This window comes from Streptococcus mitis (assembly GCF_965111735.1).
Classification (GTDB): domain Bacteria; phylum Bacillota; class Bacilli; order Lactobacillales; family Streptococcaceae; genus Streptococcus; species Streptococcus mitis_DR.
In genome coordinates this window covers 1,661,292-1,683,183 of record NZ_OZ217346.1, presented here as the reverse complement: position 1 = coordinate 1,683,183, position 21,892 = coordinate 1,661,292, and the positions used below count along the sequence as shown (strand labels likewise).

The following is a 21,892-nucleotide window of genomic DNA, read 5'->3' as shown; positions in this document are numbered from 1 at the left end:
CGACCTCGCTAGAGGTCGTTTTGTTATCCTATTCATTCCTTGTACTTTCTCTCAGAGTCAGTCTGGTTCCCAACATGGTTAGGCTAGGGATTTTGCGACCGTGGAGTACTTCTTTATTAAGAATATCCATGCCTGCTCTGCCCATTTCTTCGGTATAGACGGTGATGCTGGAGAGGGGAGGATAGACTTGCTTGGTCAGGCTGGTGTCGTTAAAGGAAATAAGACTGACGCGGTCGGGCAGGTTGATTCCAGCTTCTTGGAGGGCACGGAGGGCACCGATAGCTAAACTATCGCTAGCTGCGAAAAAGGCTGGTGGGAGTTGGTCTCCCAAGTTCTGAATGGCCTCCTTCATCAAGTCATAGCCAGACTGGGCAGTAAAGCTTCCTTGAAAGACCAGTTCATCATGATAGATTCCTTTTGTTTGACTGTAGTTTCTGAAATTTTCCAGCCGCTTATCCTCAATGATTTCTTCTTGGTCTGTTGTTTCCTCAAGCCCTGTTAGAATCCCGATACGGTCCATCCCTTGACTGAGGAAATAATCGACAACCTGTTTCATGGCAGTGTAAAAGTCCGTGATAATGCAGGTATGTCCTAGTGAAAGAGTATCACTGTCTAGAAAGACAAGAGGCTTTTGGTATTCTTCAAAGGCAGAGATCTGAGCTCGACTAAACTTTCCGATGCAGAGAATCCCGATGACTTCCTCGCTCAGTGTAAAAGGATGGTCATTAAAATAGCGTAAAATATCATAGTCCAGTTCTTGGGCTCTTTTTTCTATGCCTAGGCGAATCTGGTAGTAGTAGAGGTCGTCCAGTTCCCCTTGTTCGCTGACCCATTGGATAATGGCAATCTTTTGCTTGGGCTTGTGGGACTCGCCTGTCTTGAGGTGCTTAGTGTAGCCCAACTCTTCAGCAACAGTTAAAATACGGTGTCTGGTTTCTTCTGTAACAGATAGGCTCTGGTCGCGGTTTAGGACACGGGATACGGTCGCGATAGAGACAGAAGCTAGTTGTGCAATGTCTTTTAAGGTAGCCATAAATCCTCCTTCTTTTAGGTTAGTATATCATATTTTTCTGTATTTTACTGATAGTTTAGTAAAAGTTTAGTAAAAAGGATTGACCTTGGGAAATCCCTTGGATACAATAGAAGAAAGCGATTACACGTTAAGGTGACTTAACGGACAGTAAAAGGAGAATTCATATGACACAACATCTTACTGCAGAAGCACTTCGTAAAGACTTTCTTGCTGTTTTTGGTCAAGAAGCAGACCAAACCTTCTTTTCACCAGGTCGTATCAACTTGATTGGTGAGCACACAGACTACAACGGTGGGCACGTTTTTCCTGCTGCTATTTCCTTGGGAACTTACGGTGCAGCTCGTAAGCGTGACGACCAAGTTTTACGTTTCTACTCAGCTAACTTTGAGGACAAGGGCATTATCGAAGTGCCTCTCGCTGACCTCAAGTTTGAAAAAGAGCACAACTGGACCAATTATCCAAAAGGGGTTCTTCATTTCTTGCAAGAAGCTGGACATGTGATTGACAAAGGTTTTGATTTTTATGTTTATGGGAATATCCCAAATGGTGCTGGCTTGTCTTCTTCAGCGTCCTTGGAACTTTTGACTGGGGTTGTGGCAGAGCATCTCTTTGATTTAAAACTAGACCGTTTGGATTTGGTAAAAATTGGAAAACAAACAGAAAACAACTTTATCGGAGTCAACTCTGGCATTATGGACCAGTTTGCTATCGGTATGGGTGCAGACCAACGTGCTATTTACCTTGATACCAACACCTTAGAGTATGATTTGGTACCGCTTGATTTAAAGGACAATGTCGTTGTTATTATGAACACCAATAAACGCCGTGAATTGGCTGACTCTAAGTACAATGAACGTCGTGCTGAGTGTGAAAAAGCAGTGGAAGAATTGCAAGTTGCTTTAGATATTCAGACCTTGGGTGAATTGGATGAGTGGGCCTTTGACCAATACAGCTACCTAATCAAAGATGAAAATCGTTTGAAACGTGCTCGCCATGCTGTGCTTGAAAACCAACGTACCCTCAAAGCTCAAGCAGCCCTTCAAGCAGGAGATTTGGAAACATTTGGTCGTTTGATGAATGCGTCACACGTTTCCCTAGAGCATGATTATGAAGTAACTGGTTTGGAATTGGATACTCTTGTTCACACAGCTTGGGCACAAGAAGGAGTTCTCGGTGCTCGTATGACAGGGGCAGGTTTTGGCGGATGTGCCATTGCCTTGGTGCAAAAAGATGCTGTTGATGCCTTTAAGGAAGCTGTTGGCAAACACTACGAGGAAGTAGTTGGCTACGCTCCAAGCTTCTATATCGCTGAAGTTGCAGGTGGCACTCGCGTCCTTGACTAGTTAAAAGGAGGCTCTATAGTGACCTTAGTAGATAAATTTGTAACACATGTCATTGCTGAAAGTTCATTTCAGGAAATGGATCGAATCTACCTGACCAATCGTGTCTTGGCACGAGTGGGAGATGGTGTTTTGGAAGTTGAGACCAATCTGGATAAATTGATTGATCTCAAGGACCAGCTGGTTGAGGAAGCCGTTCGATTAGAGACGATTGAGGATAGTCAGACTGCGCGTGAAATCCTTGGTGCTGAATTGATGGACTTGGTGACCCCTTGTCCGAGTCAGGTCAATCGTGACTTTTGGGCAACCTACGCCCAGTCTCCTGAGCAAGCGATAGCGGATTTCTACCAACTCAGTCAGAAGAATGACTACATTAAACTCAAGGCCATTGCTAAAAATATCGCTTATCGTGTTCCATCTGATTACGGAGAGCTTGAAATTACCATCAATCTCTCTAAGCCTGAAAAGGATCCCAAAGAGATTGCGGCAGCCAAGTTGGTGCAAGCTAGCAATTATCCCCAGTGTCAGCTTTGTCTAGAGAATGAGGGCTACCATGGTCGAGTTAACCACCCAGCTCGCAGCAACCACCGTATTATTCGTTTTGAAATGGCTGGTCAGGAGTGGGGCTTCCAGTATTCGCCCTATGCTTACTTTAATGAGCATTGTATTTTCTTAGATGGCCAGCATCGTCCCATGGCCATTAGTCGTCAGAGCTTTGAACGTCTGCTTGCTATCGTAGAGCAGTTTCCAGGATATTTTGCAGGCTCTAATGCCGACTTGCCGATTGTGGGAGGCTCTATTCTAACTCATGATCACTATCAGGGAGGCCGTCATGTCTTTCCTATGGAATTGGCTCCCTTGCAAAAGACCTTCCGATTTGCTGGTTTTGAGCAGGTCAAGGCTGGAATTGTCAAGTGGCCTATGTCAGTGCTACGTTTGACTTCGGCTTCCAAAGAAGATTTAATCAACTTAGCTGACAAGATTTTGCAGGAATGGCGCCAGTATTCAGATACTAGTGTGCAGATTTTGGCAGAGACTGATGGGACACCGCATCACACCATCACACCTATAGCGCGCAAACGTGATGGCCAGTTTGAGTTGGACTTGGTCTTGCGGGACAATCAGACTTCTGCAGAACATCCTGATGGCATTTATCATCCTCACAAGGATGTCCAACATATCAAGAAGGAAAATATCGGCTTGATTGAGGTCATGGGCTTGGCAATCTTGCCACCACGTCTGAAAGCAGAAGTAGAGCAAGTCGCCAGCTATCTCGTGGGAAATGGGGATACAGTTGCCGACTATCATCAGAAATGGGCAGAGCAGCTTAAAGTCCAACATCCAGACCTAGCGGATAAAGAAAAAGCCCTTGAAATCGTCAAGGACTCTGTGGGTATTATCTTTGCGCGTGTTCTGGAGGATGCTGGAGTTTACAAGCAGACGGAACAAGGACAGACAGCCTTTATGCGCTTTGTGGAACAGGTCGGAATTTTGCCAGACTAGGAGCTTTCTCCTTGCACAGTCCTATAAAAAGTAGTATCATAGTGTCGTTTGAAATATCAGGAGGAAACGATGAAAGACTTTCATTTTGACGCTATATCTGCCTTTGAAAATTACGAAATAGAACAAATGAGAGATGGTCACGTTGTGGTGACGACCAAAGTAGTGGACTCGTCTCTCAACTACTATGGCAATGCCCATGGTGGCTATCTCTTTACCCTTTGCGACCAGATCAGTGGTTTGGTGGTCATATCTCTGGGGCTTGATGGAGTGACGCTCCAGTCTTCTATCAACTACCTCAAAGCAGGAAAACTCGACGATGTGCTGACCATTAAAGGAGAATGTGTCCACCAAGGACGCACAACTTGCGTCGTGGATGTCGATATCACCAATCAAGAAGGCAGAAATGTCTGTAAAGCAACCTTTACCATGTTTGTTACAGGCCAACGGTCAGAAGACAGACAGGTAAGGATATAGAGAGTAATTTAATAGAGTGAGGTGAATTTTGGAATTTATAAAATTTGCTTTACTCATTTTTTGGTATTGATATGATTTAATTCTAAAATAGAAAATTTAGTAATGTGGTAGAAAATACAAGAGTTGTGTTTTAATTTCTATGGTATAATTAAAAGCATGAAGATAAAAGAAATGAAGGAAGTTGCTTTACAACCGTTCACGAAATGGACAGGAGGTAAAAGACAATTATTGCCTGTTATTAGAGAATTAATGCCTAAAAAATATAACCGGTATTTTGAACCTTTTGTTGGAGGCGGAGCTTTATTTTTTGATTTAGCTCCTAAAGATGCAGTTATCAATGATTTTAATGCTGAACTGATAAATTGCTATCAACAAATTAAGGATAATCCTCAAGAATTGATTGAAATTTTGAAAGTTCATCAGGAATATAATTCAAAAGAATATTATTTAGATTTACGTTCTGTTGATCGTGATGAAAGAATAGATATGATGTCTGAAGTACAAAGGGCAGCACGTATTCTCTATATGTTGAGAGTAGACTTTAATGGTTTATATCGTGTGAATTCTAAGAATCAGTTTAATGTACCTTATGGTCGTTATAAAAATCCTAAAATTGTTGATGAGAATTTAGTATCTGCTATTTCAACTTATCTGAATAATAATCAAATAGAAATTAAAAAAGGAGATTTTGAAAAGGCTGTTTTGGATGTTCAACCAGGGGATTTTGTATATTTTGATCCCCCGTATATTCCATTGTCAGAGACAAGTGCCTTTACTTCCTACACTCATGAGGGGTTTTCTTATGATGATCAAGTAAGATTAAGAGATACCTTTAAGAAATTGAGTGATACAGGGGCTTATGTTATGTTATCAAACTCCTCTAGTTTTTTGGTAGAGGAGTTGTATCAAGATTTTAATATCCATTATGTTGAAGCTACCCGAACTAATGGAGCAAAATCTTCGAGTCGAGGAAGAATTTCTGAAATTATAGTCACAAATTATGAAAAATAACGAATATAAGTATGGAGGTGTTTTAATGACAAAACCATACTATAACAAAGATAAAATGATTCTTGTTCATGCAGATACGTTTAAGTTATTATCGAAAATGAAACCAGAAAGCATGGACATGATCTTTGCTGATCCTCCATATTTTTTGAGTAACGGTGGTATATCAAATTCTGGGGGACAGGTTGTATCTGTAGATAAAGGTGACTGGGATAAGATTTCTTCCTTTGAGGAAAAGCACGAATTCAATCGTAAATGGATTCGTTTAGCAAAAGAAGTTTTGAAGCCTAATGGGACTATTTGGATTTCAGGGAGTTTGCATAATATTTACTCAGTTGGAATGGCATTAGAGCAAGAAGGTTTTAAAATTCTAAATAACATTACTTGGCAGAAAACAAACCCTGCACCTAATTTATCCTGTCGTTATTTCACTCATTCTACTGAAACTATTTTATGGGCAAGAAAAAATGATAAAAAAGCTCGTCATTATTACAATTACGATTTGATGAAAGAGCTAAATGATGGAAAGCAAATGAAAGATGTTTGGACAGGTGCTTTGACGAAAAAAGCTGAGAAATGGGCTGGCAAGCATCCAACACAAAAACCAGAATATTTATTGGAACGTATAATTTTGGCTTCTACTAAAGAAGGGGACTATATTTTAGATCCATTTGTTGGTAGTGGCACTACGGGTGTTGTTGCGAAGCGATTAGGTAGAAGATTTATAGGTATCGATGCTGAAAAAGAATATTTGAAGATAGCTAGAAGAAGATTAGAGGAGGAAAACTATGGCTAGAAAACCAAATAAACATGGAGGAGGAGCCAAAACGACCACTAATGGTTTGAAATTTGAAAGAGATACTGATTTTTCGGAATTAGTAGATTCCCTTCCAGGATATGAAGTTAAAGAAATAGATTTCAAAGATAGAAAAGCAACAAAAGGCTTTGAAGTTTTTAGAGTTGGGGAAGAAGAAATCATTGGTAAAATTATGCCTCAATATAGATTTTATGATTTTTTGAAAGAATTGGGGATTAAGAATACCAATTCTAAACAATGGAAACCAGATGAAGTATTTATAAATTTTGAAAATCATACAGTTTATATAGTTGAGAAAAAATGGCAGGAAAGCGAAGGAAGTGTTGATGAAAAACTACTGGGCTTTGGCAATAAAAGACGTATTTATCAACGTTTGTTAGATAGTGTGCAAGAGGGTGAACCATTTTCTGTGCAATTCATATTTGTTGGAAATAAAAGTTTTTTTGGTCAAGATAAATATCGTGATACTTTTGAAATGTTACGAGGGGATGGCATCAAAATAATGCTTGATGAATACGACATGACATTTTTTGGTTTATTTTAATTACAAGGTGAATTATGGATTTTAATACTTACATTTCTTCATCATCAGAAGATAAATTACAAAATTTTTTAAATACTCTCTCAATTACCAACAGAACTCCTGAATACTATGTAAATTGGGAGAAAGTTGATCGTGAGACAAAGAAGTATGAACTAGAGTTGAACACTTTAAACTACTTAATTGGTAAAGATGATATTTATATAGAAGCTCTTGACTTGTTCACTAAACAACCTAATTTGTTAAAAGCAATTCCTAGTCTGATTGCAAGTCGTGATAATGTTTTAGATATTCTGACAATAGATAATGACGATAATATGTCTTTTGAGCAATTGGATTTCAAAACGATAGACACTAGCAGAATTGATGATTACATCAAATTTATTGAGAAATCTGGTTTATTAAAGTTTTTACAACAACATGCTAATCGTTCATTAGTTGATTATGTTTATGGAGTGGAGACTGGATTAGATAGCAATGCACGAAAAAACCGAAGTGGGACAACCATGGAGGGAATTTTAGAGAGACACGTAGCAAAGATTTCTCAGGAACAAAAATTGGATTGGAAAGCTCAAGCTACAGCCCAATATATTAAAGATAAGTGGGGGATTAAAGTACCTGTCGATAAGTCTGAAAGAAGATTTGATGTTGCAGTTTATTCCCGAGAAAAACATAAGGTTTGGTTGATTGAAACGAATTATTATGGCGGCGGAGGAAGTAAATTAAAAGCGGTTGCTGGAGAGTTTACTGAACTCAGTCAATTTGTTATTACTTCAGATGACAATGTTGAATTTGTTTGGGTTACTGATGGTCAAGGATGGAAAACAGCACATTTACCACTAGCAGAAGCATTTAGTCACATTACGAATGTATTCAATTTAGAGATGTTAAGAGAAGGATTTTTAGCTGATTTATTTTTACAATAATTGTTCATTAACTATAAACAAAAAAGAGGCTCACACCTCTTTTTCTTATTTCTTTTTATGATTTAGTACCGCATTGAGGACAATGGCGAGTAGGCTGGCTACGACGATTCCGTTTGAGAAGAACATTTGGAAGGCTGTCGGCATGCTGATGAAGAGATTACTGTTATTTAGACCGACACCTGCAGCGATGGAAACTGCTGCGATAAGAAAGTTATGTTCATTGTTAGCAAAGTCAACACGGGCGAGGATTTGCATCCCTTGAATCGATACAAAACCAAACATTACCAGCATGGCACCACCGAGGACAGGGCTTGGAATGATTTGGGCAAGGGCGCCAAACTTAGGAAGGAGTCCAAGGAGAACCAGGAAACCAGCTGCGTAGTAGATTGGCAGGCGAGTCTTGATACCTGATAATTTAACCAAACCAACGTTTTGTGAAAATCCTGTGTAAGGGAAGGTGTTAAAGATTCCTCCGAGAAGTACGGCCAAACCTTCTGCGCGGTAACCGTTGCGCAGGCGGGTGCTGTCGATTGGATCTTTTGTGATATCAGACAAGGCTAGATAAACACCAGTCGACTCAACCATAGACACTGTTGCGATGATACACATCATGACAATCGATGAGATTTCAAAGGTTGGCATTCCAAAGTAGAGGGGAGTTGGGACATGGACAAGTGGTGCTGCCGCAACAGGAGAAAAATCAACCAAGCCCATGCTAGCAGCAATGGCAGTTCCAACAACCAGACCAATCAAAATAGAGATAGACTTGATAAATCCTTTAGTAAAGATGTTAATCAAAAGGATAATCAAAACAGTGATAGCTGCAAGCAAGAGACTTTGACCAGTTGGCTCTGGAACGTTATTTCCCATATTTCCAATAGCGACAGGAATCAAGGTTAAACCAATTGTAGTAATAACAGATCCTGTTACGATAGATGGGAAGAGATTGGCTACTTTTGAGAAGATGCCTGAAACAAGAACCACGTAAATCCCTGATGCGATAAGGGCGCCAAACATAGCGCCGCTACCATGGCTTTGCCCAATCATAATCAAGGGAGCGACCGACTGGAAGGCAACTCCGAGCACGACTGGTAGTCCAATTCCAAAGTATTTGTTGAGTTGGAGTTGGAGGAAGGTTGCCACCCCACACATGAAGATATCTGTGGAAATCAGGTAGGTCAACTGCTCAGCTGAATAGCCAAGGGCTGTTGCAATCATGATGGGAACTAGGATAGAACCTGAATACATGGCAAGTAAGTGCTGCAAGCCAAGAACGGCTGCTTGCGAGTGTTTTTCTTGAGTTTGCATTAGAGATCTGCCTCCTTAAAAATAACTTGACCATTTTCAAAACGATCCAAACGAGCGAGTGATAGGACAGGATAACCTGCTTTTTCAAGCAAATCACGGCCATCTTGGAAAGATTTTTCAATCACAATACCGATAGCTTCGACTGTGGCACCAGCTTGTTCGATGATTTGAATCAAGCCTTTGGCAGCTTGGCCATTAGCAAGGAAATCGTCGATAATCAAGACCTTATCCTCTGGTGAGAGGAATTTTCCAGCGATAGAAACGGTGCTGGTAACCTGCTTGGTAAAGGAGTAAACTTCGGCAGTTAAGATTCCTTCGTTCATAGTGATGTTTTTAGCTTTTTTGGCGAAAATCATGGGAACGTTTAGGACTTCAGCTGTAAAAACGGCTGGAGCAATACCCGACGCTTCAATGGTCACAACCTTGGTAATGCCAGCAGAAGCAAATTTCTCTGCAAAAACCTTACCAATCTCTCGCATCAAGCTAAAGTCAACTTGGTGGGTTAAAAAGGAATCTACCTTGAGAATGTTGTCACCCAAGATATGCCCATCCTTGAGGATGCGCTCTTCTAATAATTTCATAAGACCTCCTAAAGTCTAAAAGCTAATCCATTCGCTTGTTTCAGATTTCTATTCAGTGAAACTGATAGAAAAAAGGACCTACTTAAACTTTAAGTAAGTCCCCAAAATAGGCATGGCAAAAACGACCATACCTCACTCTGACTTACTTATTGTTAGGTGTTCCGGCACCTTGTAGAAACGTCGTGCCAATTCACGACATAAACAAGTAAAACGATATTCAATTTTAAATAGGCTTGAGCCAATGTTTTTATTTTACACCAAAAAGCTTTAAAAATCAAATGTTTTGTTAGTGTTTTGGCTTTGAAAGCGAACAAATGTAATAAAAATAGGCAAAAATTAACTTATTGGCTAACATTTATACTCAATGAAAATCAAAGAGCAAACTAGGAAGCTAGCCGCAGGCTGTACTTGAGTACGGTAAGGCGACGCTGACGTGGTTTGAAGAGATTTTCGAAGAGTATTAGAAGATTTTTTCATCATAAAAGACATATTATCAAGTTTCTTCAAGACCTGCTAATATGCCTTTTTCTGATTTGAAGGATTTTTTCTATTCTCTACTCGCTAAATCTTAAAAAATAGCCATCTGGATCCAAAACTGCAAATTCATGGGGATATATAAAGCTATCTCCTACTCGAAATTCTCTTTTTGTCAGGGGACGATGGATAGGATAGTCAGCTTCCATCACTTTTTGATAAAGTTGTGGGACATCCTTTATACCAAAGGATAGGTTGACACCTTTTCCAAAAGGGTAGGTAAGGTTAGCCAGTTCCTCGGGGGTTCCTTCCTCTAGCATTAGTTGACAGTCTTCAAGCGAGAGGAAGAGAAAGTTTTCTTCCGGGCGCTCGTATTCGACAGAAAATCCCAGCAAGTCGCAGTAGAAGTGGCGTGACTTTTCGAGGTCAGATACTACAAATTCAGGAATGACAGCTTGATAGTCCATTAGCTTTCTCCTTAGAGCTCAATCTCCATGACAATGGGTGTGTGGTCTTGGCGCGCACCAGAGTCAATCATATCAGACTTAGTCACCTTGTCAGCCACGCGGTTGCTTGTTAGCCAGTAGTCGATTCTCCAGCCTGTATTGTTGATTTTAGAAGTCTTGCTGCGTTGTGCCCACCAAGTGTAGCGTTCTGGAACATCGCCGTGAATGTGGCGGAAGGTATCCGTAAATCCAGTTGCCAAAAGGTTGGTAAATCCAGCACGCTCCTCGTCGGTAAATCCTGGTGAACGGCGGTTGCTAGCAGGATTTGCAAGGTCGATCTCATTGTGGGCCACATTGTAGTCACCGGTCGCAAGGACTGGTTTTTCTTTGTCTAGTTCAGCCAAGTACTCAGCATATTTGACATCCCAGACTTGGCGTTCTTCCAAGCGTTTGAGACCGTCGCCAGCGTTTGGAGTGTAAACTTGGGTCACGAAAAATTCATCAAATTCCAAGGTGATGATGCGGCCTTCCAAGTCCATGGTAGAAGGGGCACCGATTTCTGGGAAGCTGATAGTTGGTGTAAGTTCTTTCTTATAGAGGAACATGGTTCCAGCATAGCCTTTACGGGCAGGCTCTTGGGAAGAGCGCCACGTGTTTTCGTAGCCTGGGAAGAGTTCTTCTAAAATCTCCAAGTGTTTCTTTGTAGGACCCTTGGCAGAAAGCTTGGTTTCTTGGATAGCGATAATATCAGCATTTTCAGCGACCAAGGTTTGTAGGACTTCTTGGGACAATTTGGCGCGAGCTGAGTCACTAGTTAGGGCAGCATTGAGGGAATCAATATTCCATGAGATAAGTTTCATAAAGTTACCTTTTTCATTCAGATTATAGATTTATTATACCAAAAAAAGGTCTATTTCCCCAACGTATGGTTTGAAAAATCACTCTCTTTCGTTTATAATTAAGAATGATTTTATGAAAGGGAGTGAAAATAAATGAAATTTTACTCATATGACTATGTACTTAGCCAAATCAGTCAGCAAAATGGCATCATGATTGGCTTTGGAATTGTTCTCCTAGCTATCACAGGATTTTTTGCTTTTAAAGCCTATCGAGATAAAAAGGGGACTAAGTTTCGGGAATTGGTCATGATTTTGGCCTTGACCTTGGTGGCCATGCTTTTGGTGACAATCTCAAAATACCAGACCAATCAAGCCTCTAACAACCAATTTCAAACCTCCCTTCATTTCATAGAGGTTGTTTCCAAAGACTTGGGAGTGGATAAATCAGAAGTTTATGTCAATACTTCTGCAGCCACTGATGGAGCGCTTGTCAAGGTAGGTCCAAATTTCTACCGCGCCATGAACGGGAGCCAACCAGACAAGTATCTTTTAGAGAAATTAGAATTGCATCAAACAGACGCTATTGAATTGGTGGAGGTAAACAAATGACACTCAATTATATGGAAATTTTAATCAAACTGGCCTTGGGGCTCTTCTCGCTTGTTTTTGTTATCAATGTGACAGGAAAGGGGAACCTAGCACCTAACTCTGCGACAGACCAAATTCAGAACTATGTTCTTGGTGGTATCATCGGTGGGGTGATTTACAATAGTTCTATCAGCATTCTCCAGTATGCAGTGATTTTGATGATGTGGACGATTTTGGTCTTGACCCTCAAGTGGCTCAATAACAATGTTCGTTTTGTCAAACGCTTGATTGATGGAAAACCAACTCTCCTTATCAAAAATGGGCAGATTGACCCAGAAGCCTGTCGTTCAGTTGGTTTGTCTGCAGCAGAAGTTGCTCTCAAACTTCGTAGCCAAGGGATTTTCCAGATGAAACAGGTCAAATGCGCTGTGCAGGAGCAAAATGGCCAACTCATCGTGGTCCAAATGGGGGATGAAAATCCTAAGTATCCAGTTGTGACTGACGGTGTGATCCAAGTCGATGTTTTGGAATCGATTGGCCGTAGCGAAGAGTGGCTGCTTGATAATCTAAGCAAACAAGGACATGACAATGTGGCCAATATCTTTATCGCTGAGTATGACAAGGGTGCCGTCACAGTTGTAACCTATGAATAAGAAAAACCTGGGGTCTTGGCCTCAGGTTTCCATTTGCAATCAGAAAGGGATTTTATGTCCATTATTCAAAAACTTTGGTGGTTTTTCAAGTTAGAAAAACGCCGTTATCTAGTCGGGATTGTGGCCTTGGTCTTGGTTTCCGTCCTCAATCTTATTCCACCTATGGTCATGGGGCGGGTCATTGATGCCATCACATCGGGGCAATTAAGCCAGCAGGACTTGCTCTTGAACCTCCTTTATCTGCTTCTTGCAGCTTTGGGTATGTACTATCTACGCTATGTTTGGCGCATGTATATCCTTGGTACTTCCTATCGTCTGGGGCAGATTATGCGGTCTCGCTTGTTTGAGCATTTCACAAAAATGTCTCCAGCCTTTTATCAAACCTATCGGACGGGGGACCTGATGGCGCATGCCACCAACGATATCAATGCCTTGACTCGTCTGGCAGGGGGCGGTGTTATGTCTGCTGTGGATGCCTCTATCACGGCGCTGGTGACCTTGTTGACCATGCTCTTTAGTATTTCGTGGCAAATGACCTTAGTTGCCATTTTACCCTTACCTTTCATGGCTTATGCGACCAGTCGTCTAGGGAGAAAGACCCACAAGGCCTTTGGTGAATCCCAAGCTGCCTTTTCCGAACTCAATAACAAGGTACAGGAGTCTGTATCAGGTATCAAAGTGACCAAGTCTTTCGGATATCAGGCGGACGAGTTGAAGTCCTTTCAGGCAGTCAATGAATTGACCTTCCAAAAGAACCTCCAAACCATGAAATACGATAGTCTCTTTGACCCCATGGTTCTCTTATTTGTTGGTTCCTCCTATGTTTTAACCCTCTTGGTCGGCTCCTTGATGGTTCAGAAAGGGCAAATCACGGTTGGGAATCTAGTTACTTTTATCAGCTACTTGGATATGCTGGTTTGGCCTCTTATGGCCATCGGTTTCCTCTTTAATATCACTCAGCGTGGGAAGGTTTCCTACCAGCGGATTGAGGAACTTTTGTCTCAGGAATCACCTGTAAAAGACCCTGAGTTTCCTCTAGAAAGTATTGAAAATGGGCGTTTGGAGTACGCTATTGAAAGCTTTGCCTTTGAAAATGAGGAAACACTAACGGATATTCACTTTAGTTTGGAAAAAGGGCAAACGCTGGGCTTGGTTGGGCAAACAGGATCTGGGAAAACTTCCTTGATCAAGCTTCTCTTGCGTGAATACGATGTGGATAAGGGAGCTATTTATCTGAATGGCCACGATATTCGTGACTATCGTCTGACAGATCTTCGTAGTCTTATGGGCTATGTTCCTCAGGACCAGTTCCTCTTTGCGACTTCAGTTTTAGACAATATCCGCTTTGGCAATCCCAACTTGCCCCTTTCAGCGGTCGAGGAAGCGACTAAGCTAGCCCAAGTTTACCAAGACATTGTAGCCATGCCTCAGGGATTTGATACGTTGATTGGTGAAAAGGGAGTCAGTCTTTCTGGAGGTCAAAAGCAGCGTCTGGCCATGAGTCGGGCTATGATTTTAGGCCCTGATATTTTGATTTTAGATGATTCCTTATCGGCCGTGGATGCCAAGACAGAGTATGCTATCATTGACAATCTTAAGGAAACACGCAAGGACAAGACAACCATTATCACAGCGCATCGCCTCAGCGCAGTCGTTCATGCAGATCTGATATTGGTTCTGCAAAATGGTCAAATCATTGAGCGAGGAAACCATGAAGACTTGCTAGCTATGGACGGTTGGTATGCCCAAACCTACCAGTCTCAGCAGATGGAAATGAAAGGAGAAGAAGATGCAGAATAAGAAAGAACAATGGACTGTATTAAAGCGCTTGATGTCCTATCTCAAGCCCTATGGCCTCCTGACCTTTTTGGCACTCAGTTTTCTCCTAGCGACGACGGTTATTAAAAGTGTTATTCCCCTCGTGGCTTCCCACTTTATCGACCAGTATCTGAGCAATCTTAACCAACTGGCCGTTACCGTTTTGCTGGCCTACTATGGCCTTTATATCCTACAAACTGTAGTTCAGTATGTCGGCAATCTTCTCTTTGCGCGGGTGTCCTACAGTATTGTCAGAGATATTCGTCGCGATGCCTTTGCAAATATGGAGAAGCTGGGTATGTCTTATTTTGATAAGACGCCAGCAGGTTCCATCGTCTCTCGTTTGACAAATGATACCGAGACCATCAGTGATATGTTTTCGGGGATTTTGTCTAGCTTTATCTCAGCAGTTTTCATTTTTCTGACAACCCTTTATACTATGTTGGTTCTGGACTTTCGTTTGACAGCTTTAGTCTTGCTCTTTCTCCCCTTGATTTTCCTTTTGGTCAATCTCTATCGGAAAAAGTCAGTGAAAATCATCGAGAAAACCAGAAGTCTCTTGTCAGATATCAATAGTAAGCTGGCCGAAAACATCGAAGGAATCAGGATAATCCAGGCATTTAATCAAGAGAAGCGCCTGCAGGCAGAATTTGATGAGATCAACCAAGAACACTTGGTCTATGCCAACCGTTCTGTAGCCTTGGATGCCCTCTTTTTGAGACCTGCCATGAGTTTGCTGAAACTTTTAGGTTATGCCGTTTTGATGGCCTACTTTGGCTATCGTGGTCTTTCTATCGGGATAACAGCTGGAACCATGTATGCCTTTATTCAGTACATCAATCGACTTTTCGATCCCCTGATTGAGGTGACGCAAAACTTTTCAACCCTTCAAACGTCCATGGTGTCTGCAGGCCGTGTCTTTGCCTTGATTGACGAGAAGACCTATGAACCTCTTCAAAAAGATGGGCAAGCCAAAGTCCAAGAGGGCAATATCCGTTTTGAACATGTGTGCTTCTCATATGACGATAAACACCAGATTCTGGATGATATTTCTTTCTCTGTTAACAAGGGAGAAACTATAGCTTTTGTAGGTCATACGGGTTCAGGGAAATCTTCCATTATCAATGTCCTCATGCGCTTTTATGAATTCCAGTCAGGCCGAGTTCTCTTGGATGGTGTGGATATTAGAGACTACAGTCAGGAAGAGTTGAGAAAAAATATCGGTCTAGTCTTGCAGGAACCCTTCCTCTATCACGGGACTATTAAGTCCAATATCGCCATGTACCAAGATCTCAGTGACGAAGAAGTTCAGGCTGCGGCAGCCTTCGTGGATGCAGATTCCTTTATTCAGGAACTTCCTCTGGGCTATGATGCACCTGTTTCCGAGCGTGGTTCGAGCTTTTCAACTGGTCAGCGTCAGCTTCTTGCCTTTGCTAGAACAGTCGCCAGTCAGCCTAAAATTCTGATTTTGGATGAAGCGACAGCTAATATTGACTCTGAAACAGAAAGTATGGTTCAAGCTTCACTAGCTAAGATGAGAAAGGGACGGACAACCATTGCTATCGCTCACCGCCTTTCGACCATCCAAGACGCTAACTGTATCTATGTTTTGGATAAAGGACGCATTATCGAGAGCGGAACCCATGAGGAACTTTTGGCCTTGGGAGGAACCTATCACAAGATGTATAGCTTGCAGGCAGGGGCCATGTCTTAATACTCTTTGATTTTTATTGAGTAAAAGAAGGAAATCCTTCAAATTACAGATTTCTTTCACCGCCTTTTCCATTTTGTGGTATAATGAAAAATGTTGACAAATAGTATAATAAAAACAAAGGAGAAACAGCATGCTGAAATGGGAAGACTTGCCCGTGGAAATGAAATCAAGCGAGGTTGAGTCTTACTACCAGCTTGTCTCTAAAAGGAAGGGGTCGCTGATTTTCAAGCGTTGTTTGGACTGGGTTTTGGCCTTGGTCTTGCTAATTTTGACTTCCCCAGTCTTTCTGATCTTGAGTATTTGGATCAAGTTGGATAGCAAGGGACCCGTCATTTACAAGCAAGAGCGCGTGACCCAGTACAACCGTCCTTTCAAGATTTGGAAGTTCCGTACCATGGTGACGGATGCGGATAAAAAAGGCAGTCTGGTGACTTCGGCTAACGACAGCCGCATTACCAAGGTTGGAAATTTCATCCGACGTGTGCGCTTGGACGAACTGCCTCAGCTGGTCAATGTCCTTAAAGGAGAGATGTCCTTTGTAGGGACGCGTCCTGAAGTGCCACGTTACACAGAGCAGTATAGCCCTGAAATGATGGCGACCTTGCTTTTACCGGCAGGAATTACCTCTCCGGCCAGCATCAACTACAAGGATGAGGACACCATCATCAGTCAAATGACAGAGAAAGGTCTGTCTGTTGACCAAGCCTATGTAGAGCATGTTCTTCCTGAAAAGATGCGCTATAATCTCGCCTATCTCCGAGAGTTTAGTTTCCTTGGAGACATCAAAATCATGTTTCAAACCGTGTTTGAAGTGCTAAAATAAAGTAGTCATGAGAAAATGAGTACAGACAAAAGGAGCAAATCAATGCCAAATTACAATATTCCATTTTCACCACCCGATATTACAGAAGCAGAAATTGCTGAAGTAGCGGATACCCTTCGTTCTGGTTGGATCACGACAGGTCCTAAGACCAAAGAACTGGAGCGTCGCTTATCTCAATATACACAGACACCTAAGACTGTCTGCCTCAACTCTGCGACAGCCGCTCTTGAGTTGATTTTGCGTGTTTTGGAAGTGGGACCTGGAGATGAAGTCATCGTTCCAGCCATGACTTACACAGCTTCATGTAGTGTCATCACGCACGTAGGAGCAACACCTGTCATGGTGGATATCCAAGCAGATACTTTTGAAATGGACTATGACTTGCTGGAGCAAGCTATCACTGAAAAGACTAAGGTGATTATTCCTGTTGAGCTTGCGGGGATTGTGTGCGACTATGACCGTTTGTTCCAAGTTGTGGAGAAGAAACGTGACCTCTTTACAGCTACTAGTAAGTGGCAAAAGGCCTTTAACCGTATCGTGATTGTCTCTGATAGTGCCCACGCTTTGGGATCTACTTATAAAGGGCAACCTGCTGGTTCTATTGCTGACTTTACTTCCTTCTCATTCCATGCCGTTAAGAATTTTACAACTGCTGAGGGAGGAAGTGCGACTTGGAAGGCCAATCCAGCGATTGATGACGAAGAGATGTACAAGGAATTCCAAATTCTTTCCCTTCACGGGCAAACTAAGGATGCTCTTGCCAAGATGCAACTGGGCTCATGGGAATACGATATCGTCACACCAGCCTACAAGTGCAATATGACCGATATCATGGCTTCTCTTGGTTTGGTACAATTGGACCGTTACCCTGGTTTGCTAGAACGTCGTAAGGACATCGTGGACCGCTATGATCGTGGTTTTGCAGGTTCTCGCATCCATCCTTTGGCACACAAGACTGAAACTGTCGAATCTTCACGCCACCTTTACATCACCCATGTAGAAGGAGCGAGCTTAGAAGAACGCAATCTTATCATCCAAGAATTGGCCAAAGCAGGAATTGCAAGTAATGTCCACTACAAACCGCTTCCGCTCTTGACAGCCTATAAGAATCTTGGCTTTGATATGGCGAATTATCCTAAGGCTTATGCCTTCTTTGAAAATGAAATTACGCTCCCTCTTCACACTAAATTAAGCGATGAAGAAGTGGACTATATCATTGAGACTTTCAAAACAGTTTCTGAAAAAGTATTAGCTTCATCAAAAAAATTGTAAGAAAGTCTTGACAAAGAAAAAACAAAGTATTAAAATAAGTTCAACAAATCAGAAAAGTAACTATTTTTGATCTTCAGGGAGCCTGTGGTGATTGTGAACAGGTGGTTGGAAGTAGTGAAAGTGGGCTGATTTTAAAAATGAATTTGAAACAATGAAAATTCGGTGCGCACACCTTACAGTGCAACTTGTTGTTAGACAAGGCAGAGATGTAAAGGGGAATAGTCCCTTTATAATTGAGGTGGCACCGCGTTACCAACGCCCTCACACAGAATTCAATCTGTGTGTGGGCTTTTTCATATCTTGAAATTAATACTGAAAAAAGAGGAAAAATTTTATGACAACTAAAGGTTATTTTGGACAATTTGGTGGTAGTTTTGTACCGGAACCGATTCAGGCTTTGTTGGATGAGTTGGAAGTGACATTTGACAAGTACAAGGATGATCCAGAATTTTTGGCAGAATTTCGTCATTACTTAAAGGACTATTCCGGTCGCGAAACACCACTCTATTTTGCAGAAAGTTTGACAGAGCACCTAGGTGGAGCTAAGATTTATCTCAAACGTGAAGACCTTAACCACCTTGGTTCTCACAAGCTCAACAATGTTTTAGGACAAATTCTTTTGGCCAAACGTATGGGCAAAAAACGAGTGATTGCGGAAACAGGAGCTGGTCAGCACGGTGTTGCGACAGCAGCGGCTGCAGCCAAGTTTGGTATGGCTTGTGATGTCTACATGGGGGCAGAAGATGTAGAGCGTCAACGTCTCAATGTTTTCCGTATGGAGATGATGGGAGCAACTGTTCATGCAGTTGAAACAGGGACTCGTACCCTCAAAGATGCTGTTGATGCAGCCTTTGGAGCATGGATGAATGACCTTGAAGCCTTCTATGTTCTGGGATCTGCTGTAGGTCCTCACCCTTATCCTACCATTGTCCACGAGTTCCAAAAGGTCATCAGTGAAGAATCTCGCCGTCAAATCTTAGAAAAAGAAGGTCGTTTACCAGACTACGTTATTGCCTGTGTAGGTGGTGGTTCCAATGCTATTGGTGCTTTTTCTCAGTATGTGGCTGATGAAGAAGTCAAATTGGTTGGGGTCGAAGCTGCTGGTCACGGACTTGATACAGACAAGCACGCAGCTACTATGACAAAAGGTAGTATCGGAATTGTCGACGGCATGAAGACTTATGCAGTCTTTAAGGAAGACGGAGAGCTAGCTCCAGTTTACTCTATCTCAGCTGGATTGGACTATCCAGGAGTTGGCCCAGAACACGCCTACTTTAAAGATTCAGGTCGCGTGGAATATGTGGCAGCGACAGACGAAGAAGCTGTTCAGGCTCTCCTCCTTCTCAGCAAGACTGAAGGAATCATCCCAGCAATTGAAAGTTCGCACGCTATCGCAGAAGCAGTTAAACGTGCACCGAAACTAAGTAAAGACGACATTATCATCATCAATGTCTCTGGTCGTGGAGACAAGGACGTAGCTGCGATTGCAGACTACCTTGAAGCTAAAAAATAAAAGATGGAAAAATTACAGTCCTTTCTCTCACAGAGAGCTTGTGGTTGCTGGAAACAAGCAGAGAAAGTTGTAAGGGTGGGTCCATTTGAAACAAGAGAAAAAAACATAATTCTCAAGGGAGTGCCCTTTATCGCACAGCCTGTTACAGGAGGTTTCTGAGACAGGAATGAGAGATAGGAGAAATCCTATAATTGAGGTGGCACCGCGAATTTCGTCCTCACGCAAGTTATTTTGCGTGGGGATTTTTCATACAGTCGCCACGGACTAGAAGTAGAACTGAAAGGGAAATTACAATGGAACGAATCATTCATGGAGATGTCTTATCACCAATCTTGGCTTATATGCGCCTAAAGGGGCAACACAAGGTTATTTTAGAGAGTATTCCGAGAGACAAGGAAACAGCTCGTTTTTCTATCTTAGCCTATAATCCTGTTTTTGAGATTAAGTTTGAAAATGGAGTTCTTTATCAAAATGGGCAAGTGATTGATCGTGATCCCTTGGATTTCCTTTATGAAGTAACTTATAAGAGCCAACACCATTCAGACCTACCTTTTGGTGGAGGAGCCATTGGTTTTGTGGGTTACGATATGATTTCTCTTTATGAAGAAATTGGTCAAATCCCTGAGGATATAATTGGGACGCCAGACATGCATTTCTTTGTCTATGAGAGCTACATGGTCTTTGACCACAAGAAGGAAAAAATCCATGTCATCGAGGATGCTATTTATAGCGAGCGCAGTCAAGAAGACTTGGAAGAAGCATTGAACCAAGTGCTTGAGGAATTACGCATTCCTGCAGCAAATGAATTTGAAGATTTGGATTTATCACCGCTTGACTTCAAACCCCATATCGCTCCTCAGAAGTTTGAGGAAATGGTGGAAACAGCTCGTGACTTGATTCGAAATGGTGACATGTTCCAATGTGTGCTCAGTCAACGCTTCTCAGCAGAAGTTACTGGAAATCCATTTGACTTCTACAGAAATCTTCGCGTGACCAATCCATCTAATTACCTTTATTTCTATGATTTTGGGGATTATCAAATCATCGGCGCTAGTCCAGAAAGTTTGGTTTCTGTTAAAAATGGCATCGTGACAACCAATCCGATTGCGGGTACACGACCAAGAGGAGCAACGGATGAAGAGGACAAGGATTTGGCGACAGACCTGCTTTCGGATGAGAAGGAAACAGCAGAGCATCGAATGTTGGTAGACTTAGGTCGTAATGATATTGGTCGCATCTCTGAAACAGCAAGTGTCCAAGTTACCAAGTATATGGAAGTAGAGCTCTTCCGCTACGTCATGCATTTGACCAGTGTGGTCAAGGGGCGTTTGCTTCCAGAACTCACTGCCATGGATGCCTTGAAAGCAACGCTTCCTGCTGGAACCGTTTCAGGAGCACCAAAGATTCGGGCCATGAGACGTATCTATGAACTGGAAACAGAAAAACGGGGCGTATACGCAGGAGCAATCGGCTACTTGTCTGCGACGGGTGATATGGACTTCGCCATTGCCATCCGAACTATGATTCTCAAAAATCAAACAGCCTATGTGCAGGCTGGGGCAGGAATTGTCTACGACTCTGTCGCCCAAAATGAATACCAAGAAACCATTAACAAGGCTAAATCTATGACTAGAATTGGAGAACTAAGACCATGATTTTATTGATTGACAACTATGATTCTTTTACCTATAACTTGGCCCAATACATTGGAAATTTCGCAGAAGTTCAGGTCTTGAGAAATGATGATCCTAAGCTGTATGAAGAAGCTGAAAAAGCAGATGGTCTGGTCTTTTCTCCTGGTCCTGGTTGGCCAGTTGATGCTGGAAAGATGGAAGATATGATTCGTGACTTTGCTGGCAAAAAGCCGATTCTTGGGATTTGTTTGGGTCACCAAGCCATTGCAGAAGTCTTTGGTGGTAAGCTAGGATTGGCTCCCAAAGTCATGCATGGGAAACAGAGCAATATCAGCTTTGAAGCGCCATCTGTTTTGTATCAAGGTATCGAGGATGGCCGTGCGGTCATGCGTTATCACAGTATTTTAATTGAAGAGATGCCAGAAGACTTCGAAGTGACAGCTCGTTCAACTGATGACCAGGCCATTATGGGAATTCAACACAAAAATCTACCAATTTATGGTTTCCAGTACCATCCAGAGAGTATCGGAACGCCAGATGGCTTGTCTTCTATTCGGAATTTTATCGAGAAGGTTGTAAAGTGAGGA

At 42.1% G+C, this 21,892-nt stretch carries 21 protein-coding genes, 1 riboswitch and 1 other annotated feature; of the genes, 16 read left to right on the top strand and 5 right to left on the bottom strand.

Annotated features, from left to right (window positions below):
* Positions 1-28: 28 nt before the first annotated feature.
* Positions 29-1,033: a DNA-binding transcriptional regulator GalR gene (gene galR / locus ACLV7W_RS08030; protein ID WP_084926241.1), complete on the bottom strand. Its 1,005-nt coding sequence runs from the start codon at positions 1,031-1,033 to the stop codon at positions 29-31.
* Between the two features lie 164 nt (positions 1,034-1,197).
* Here galR and ACLV7W_RS08025 point away from each other — a divergent pair, with 164 nt between their 5' ends.
* The 7 genes from ACLV7W_RS08025 (at position 1,198) to ACLV7W_RS07995 (ending at position 7,642) form a co-directional block, all read left to right on the top strand.
* A complete protein-coding gene (locus tag ACLV7W_RS08025) occupies positions 1,198-2,376 on the top strand; it encodes a galactokinase (protein WP_261081990.1) in 1,179 nt (392 codons plus the stop codon).
* Between the two features lie 18 nt (positions 2,377-2,394).
* Complete coding sequence (locus ACLV7W_RS08020; RefSeq protein ID WP_261081989.1) at positions 2,395-3,876, top strand: UDP-glucose--hexose-1-phosphate uridylyltransferase; 1,482 nt, start codon at positions 2,395-2,397, stop codon at positions 3,874-3,876.
* Positions 3,877-3,945: 69 nt separating this feature from the next.
* Positions 3,946-4,350, top strand: coding sequence for a PaaI family thioesterase (locus tag ACLV7W_RS08015; protein ID WP_000651223.1), 405 nt, complete (start codon positions 3,946-3,948; stop codon positions 4,348-4,350).
* Positions 4,351-4,506: 156 nt separating this feature from the next.
* The gene (locus ACLV7W_RS08010) at positions 4,507-5,361 is read left to right on the top strand and encodes a DNA adenine methylase (RefSeq protein ID WP_049488226.1); all 855 of its coding nucleotides are present in this window, start codon (positions 4,507-4,509) and stop codon (positions 5,359-5,361) included.
* A 25-nt stretch (positions 5,362-5,386) separates the two neighbouring features.
* The gene (locus ACLV7W_RS08005) at positions 5,387-6,154 is read left to right on the top strand and encodes a DNA-methyltransferase (RefSeq protein ID WP_049488313.1); all 768 of its coding nucleotides are present in this window, start codon (positions 5,387-5,389) and stop codon (positions 6,152-6,154) included.
* On the top strand, positions 6,147-6,719 hold the full coding sequence (locus tag ACLV7W_RS08000) for a PD-(D/E)XK nuclease superfamily protein (protein ID WP_049488228.1): 573 nt from the start codon (positions 6,147-6,149) through the stop codon (positions 6,717-6,719). The genes ACLV7W_RS08005 and ACLV7W_RS08000 overlap by 8 nt, the downstream gene beginning before the upstream one ends.
* 14 nt (positions 6,720-6,733) lie before the next feature.
* Positions 6,734-7,642, top strand: a complete 909-nt coding sequence (locus ACLV7W_RS07995) for a type II restriction endonuclease (protein ID WP_261015349.1) — start codon at positions 6,734-6,736, stop codon at positions 7,640-7,642.
* Positions 7,643-7,687: 45 nt separating this feature from the next.
* Here the strand turns inward: ACLV7W_RS07995 and ACLV7W_RS07990 are convergent, their stop codons facing one another.
* The 4 genes from ACLV7W_RS07990 to ACLV7W_RS07975 all read right to left on the bottom strand — a co-directional run bounded on the left by ACLV7W_RS07990 (position 7,688) and on the right by ACLV7W_RS07975 (position 11,311).
* Positions 7,688-8,950, bottom strand: coding sequence for a nucleobase:cation symporter-2 family protein (locus ACLV7W_RS07990; RefSeq protein ID WP_001194476.1), 1,263 nt, complete (start codon positions 8,948-8,950; stop codon positions 7,688-7,690).
* A complete protein-coding gene (locus tag ACLV7W_RS07985) occupies positions 8,950-9,531 on the bottom strand; it encodes a xanthine phosphoribosyltransferase (protein WP_411865765.1) in 582 nt (193 codons plus the stop codon). The genes ACLV7W_RS07990 and ACLV7W_RS07985 overlap by 1 nt, the downstream gene beginning before the upstream one ends.
* A 129-nt stretch (positions 9,532-9,660) precedes the next feature.
* Positions 9,661-9,756, bottom strand: a riboswitch (purine riboswitch).
* Positions 9,757-10,085: 329 nt separating this feature from the next.
* Positions 10,086-10,472 carry a bleomycin resistance protein gene (locus ACLV7W_RS07980; RefSeq protein ID WP_411865764.1) on the bottom strand — a complete coding sequence of 129 codons (387 nt, stop codon included), beginning with the start codon at positions 10,470-10,472 and terminating at the stop codon, positions 10,086-10,088.
* Positions 10,473-10,483: 11 nt separating this feature from the next.
* Entirely contained in the window at positions 10,484-11,311 is an 828-nt protein-coding gene (locus tag ACLV7W_RS07975; RefSeq protein ID WP_038804934.1) for an exodeoxyribonuclease III, read from the bottom strand.
* A gap of 132 nt (positions 11,312-11,443) precedes the next feature.
* Between ACLV7W_RS07975 and ACLV7W_RS07970 the strand changes: the two genes are divergently transcribed.
* From ACLV7W_RS07970 to ACLV7W_RS07930, 9 genes are all read left to right on the top strand, one after another.
* Complete coding sequence (locus ACLV7W_RS07970; RefSeq protein WP_000675331.1) at positions 11,444-11,899, top strand: DUF3290 family protein; 456 nt, start codon at positions 11,444-11,446, stop codon at positions 11,897-11,899.
* Positions 11,896-12,531 (top strand): DUF421 domain-containing protein, encoded by a 636-nt coding sequence (locus ACLV7W_RS07965; RefSeq protein ID WP_000174451.1) that lies wholly within the window; start codon positions 11,896-11,898, stop codon positions 12,529-12,531. Before ACLV7W_RS07970 ends, ACLV7W_RS07965 begins: the two co-directional genes overlap by 4 nt.
* A gap of 54 nt (positions 12,532-12,585) precedes the next feature.
* Positions 12,586-14,331 (top strand): ABC transporter ATP-binding protein, encoded by a 1,746-nt coding sequence (locus ACLV7W_RS07960; RefSeq protein ID WP_411865763.1) that lies wholly within the window; start codon positions 12,586-12,588, stop codon positions 14,329-14,331.
* A complete protein-coding gene (locus tag ACLV7W_RS07955; protein ID WP_411865762.1) occupies positions 14,321-16,063 on the top strand; it encodes an ABC transporter ATP-binding protein in 1,743 nt (580 codons plus the stop codon). Before ACLV7W_RS07960 ends, ACLV7W_RS07955 begins: the two co-directional genes overlap by 11 nt.
* 130 nt (positions 16,064-16,193) lie before the next feature.
* Positions 16,194-16,886, top strand: coding sequence for a sugar transferase (locus tag ACLV7W_RS07950; RefSeq protein WP_223340538.1), 693 nt, complete (start codon positions 16,194-16,196; stop codon positions 16,884-16,886).
* A gap of 42 nt (positions 16,887-16,928) precedes the next feature.
* Positions 16,929-18,158 (top strand): DegT/DnrJ/EryC1/StrS family aminotransferase, encoded by a 1,230-nt coding sequence (locus ACLV7W_RS07945; RefSeq protein ID WP_261188285.1) that lies wholly within the window; start codon positions 16,929-16,931, stop codon positions 18,156-18,158.
* Between the two features lie 334 nt (positions 18,159-18,492).
* Positions 18,493-19,671, top strand: coding sequence for a tryptophan synthase subunit beta (gene trpB / locus ACLV7W_RS07940; protein WP_004262199.1), 1,179 nt, complete (start codon positions 18,493-18,495; stop codon positions 19,669-19,671).
* Positions 19,662-19,893: a binding site (T-box leader), on the top strand. Its footprint overlaps the gene before it by 10 nt.
* Before the next feature lie 71 nt (positions 19,894-19,964).
* The gene (gene trpE / locus ACLV7W_RS07935; RefSeq protein ID WP_411865761.1) at positions 19,965-21,326 is read left to right on the top strand and encodes an anthranilate synthase component I; all 1,362 of its coding nucleotides are present in this window, start codon (positions 19,965-19,967) and stop codon (positions 21,324-21,326) included.
* Positions 21,323-21,889 (top strand): aminodeoxychorismate/anthranilate synthase component II, encoded by a 567-nt coding sequence (locus tag ACLV7W_RS07930; protein ID WP_000601909.1) that lies wholly within the window; start codon positions 21,323-21,325, stop codon positions 21,887-21,889. The genes trpE and ACLV7W_RS07930 overlap by 4 nt, the downstream gene beginning before the upstream one ends.
* Positions 21,890-21,892 lie beyond the last annotated feature (3 nt).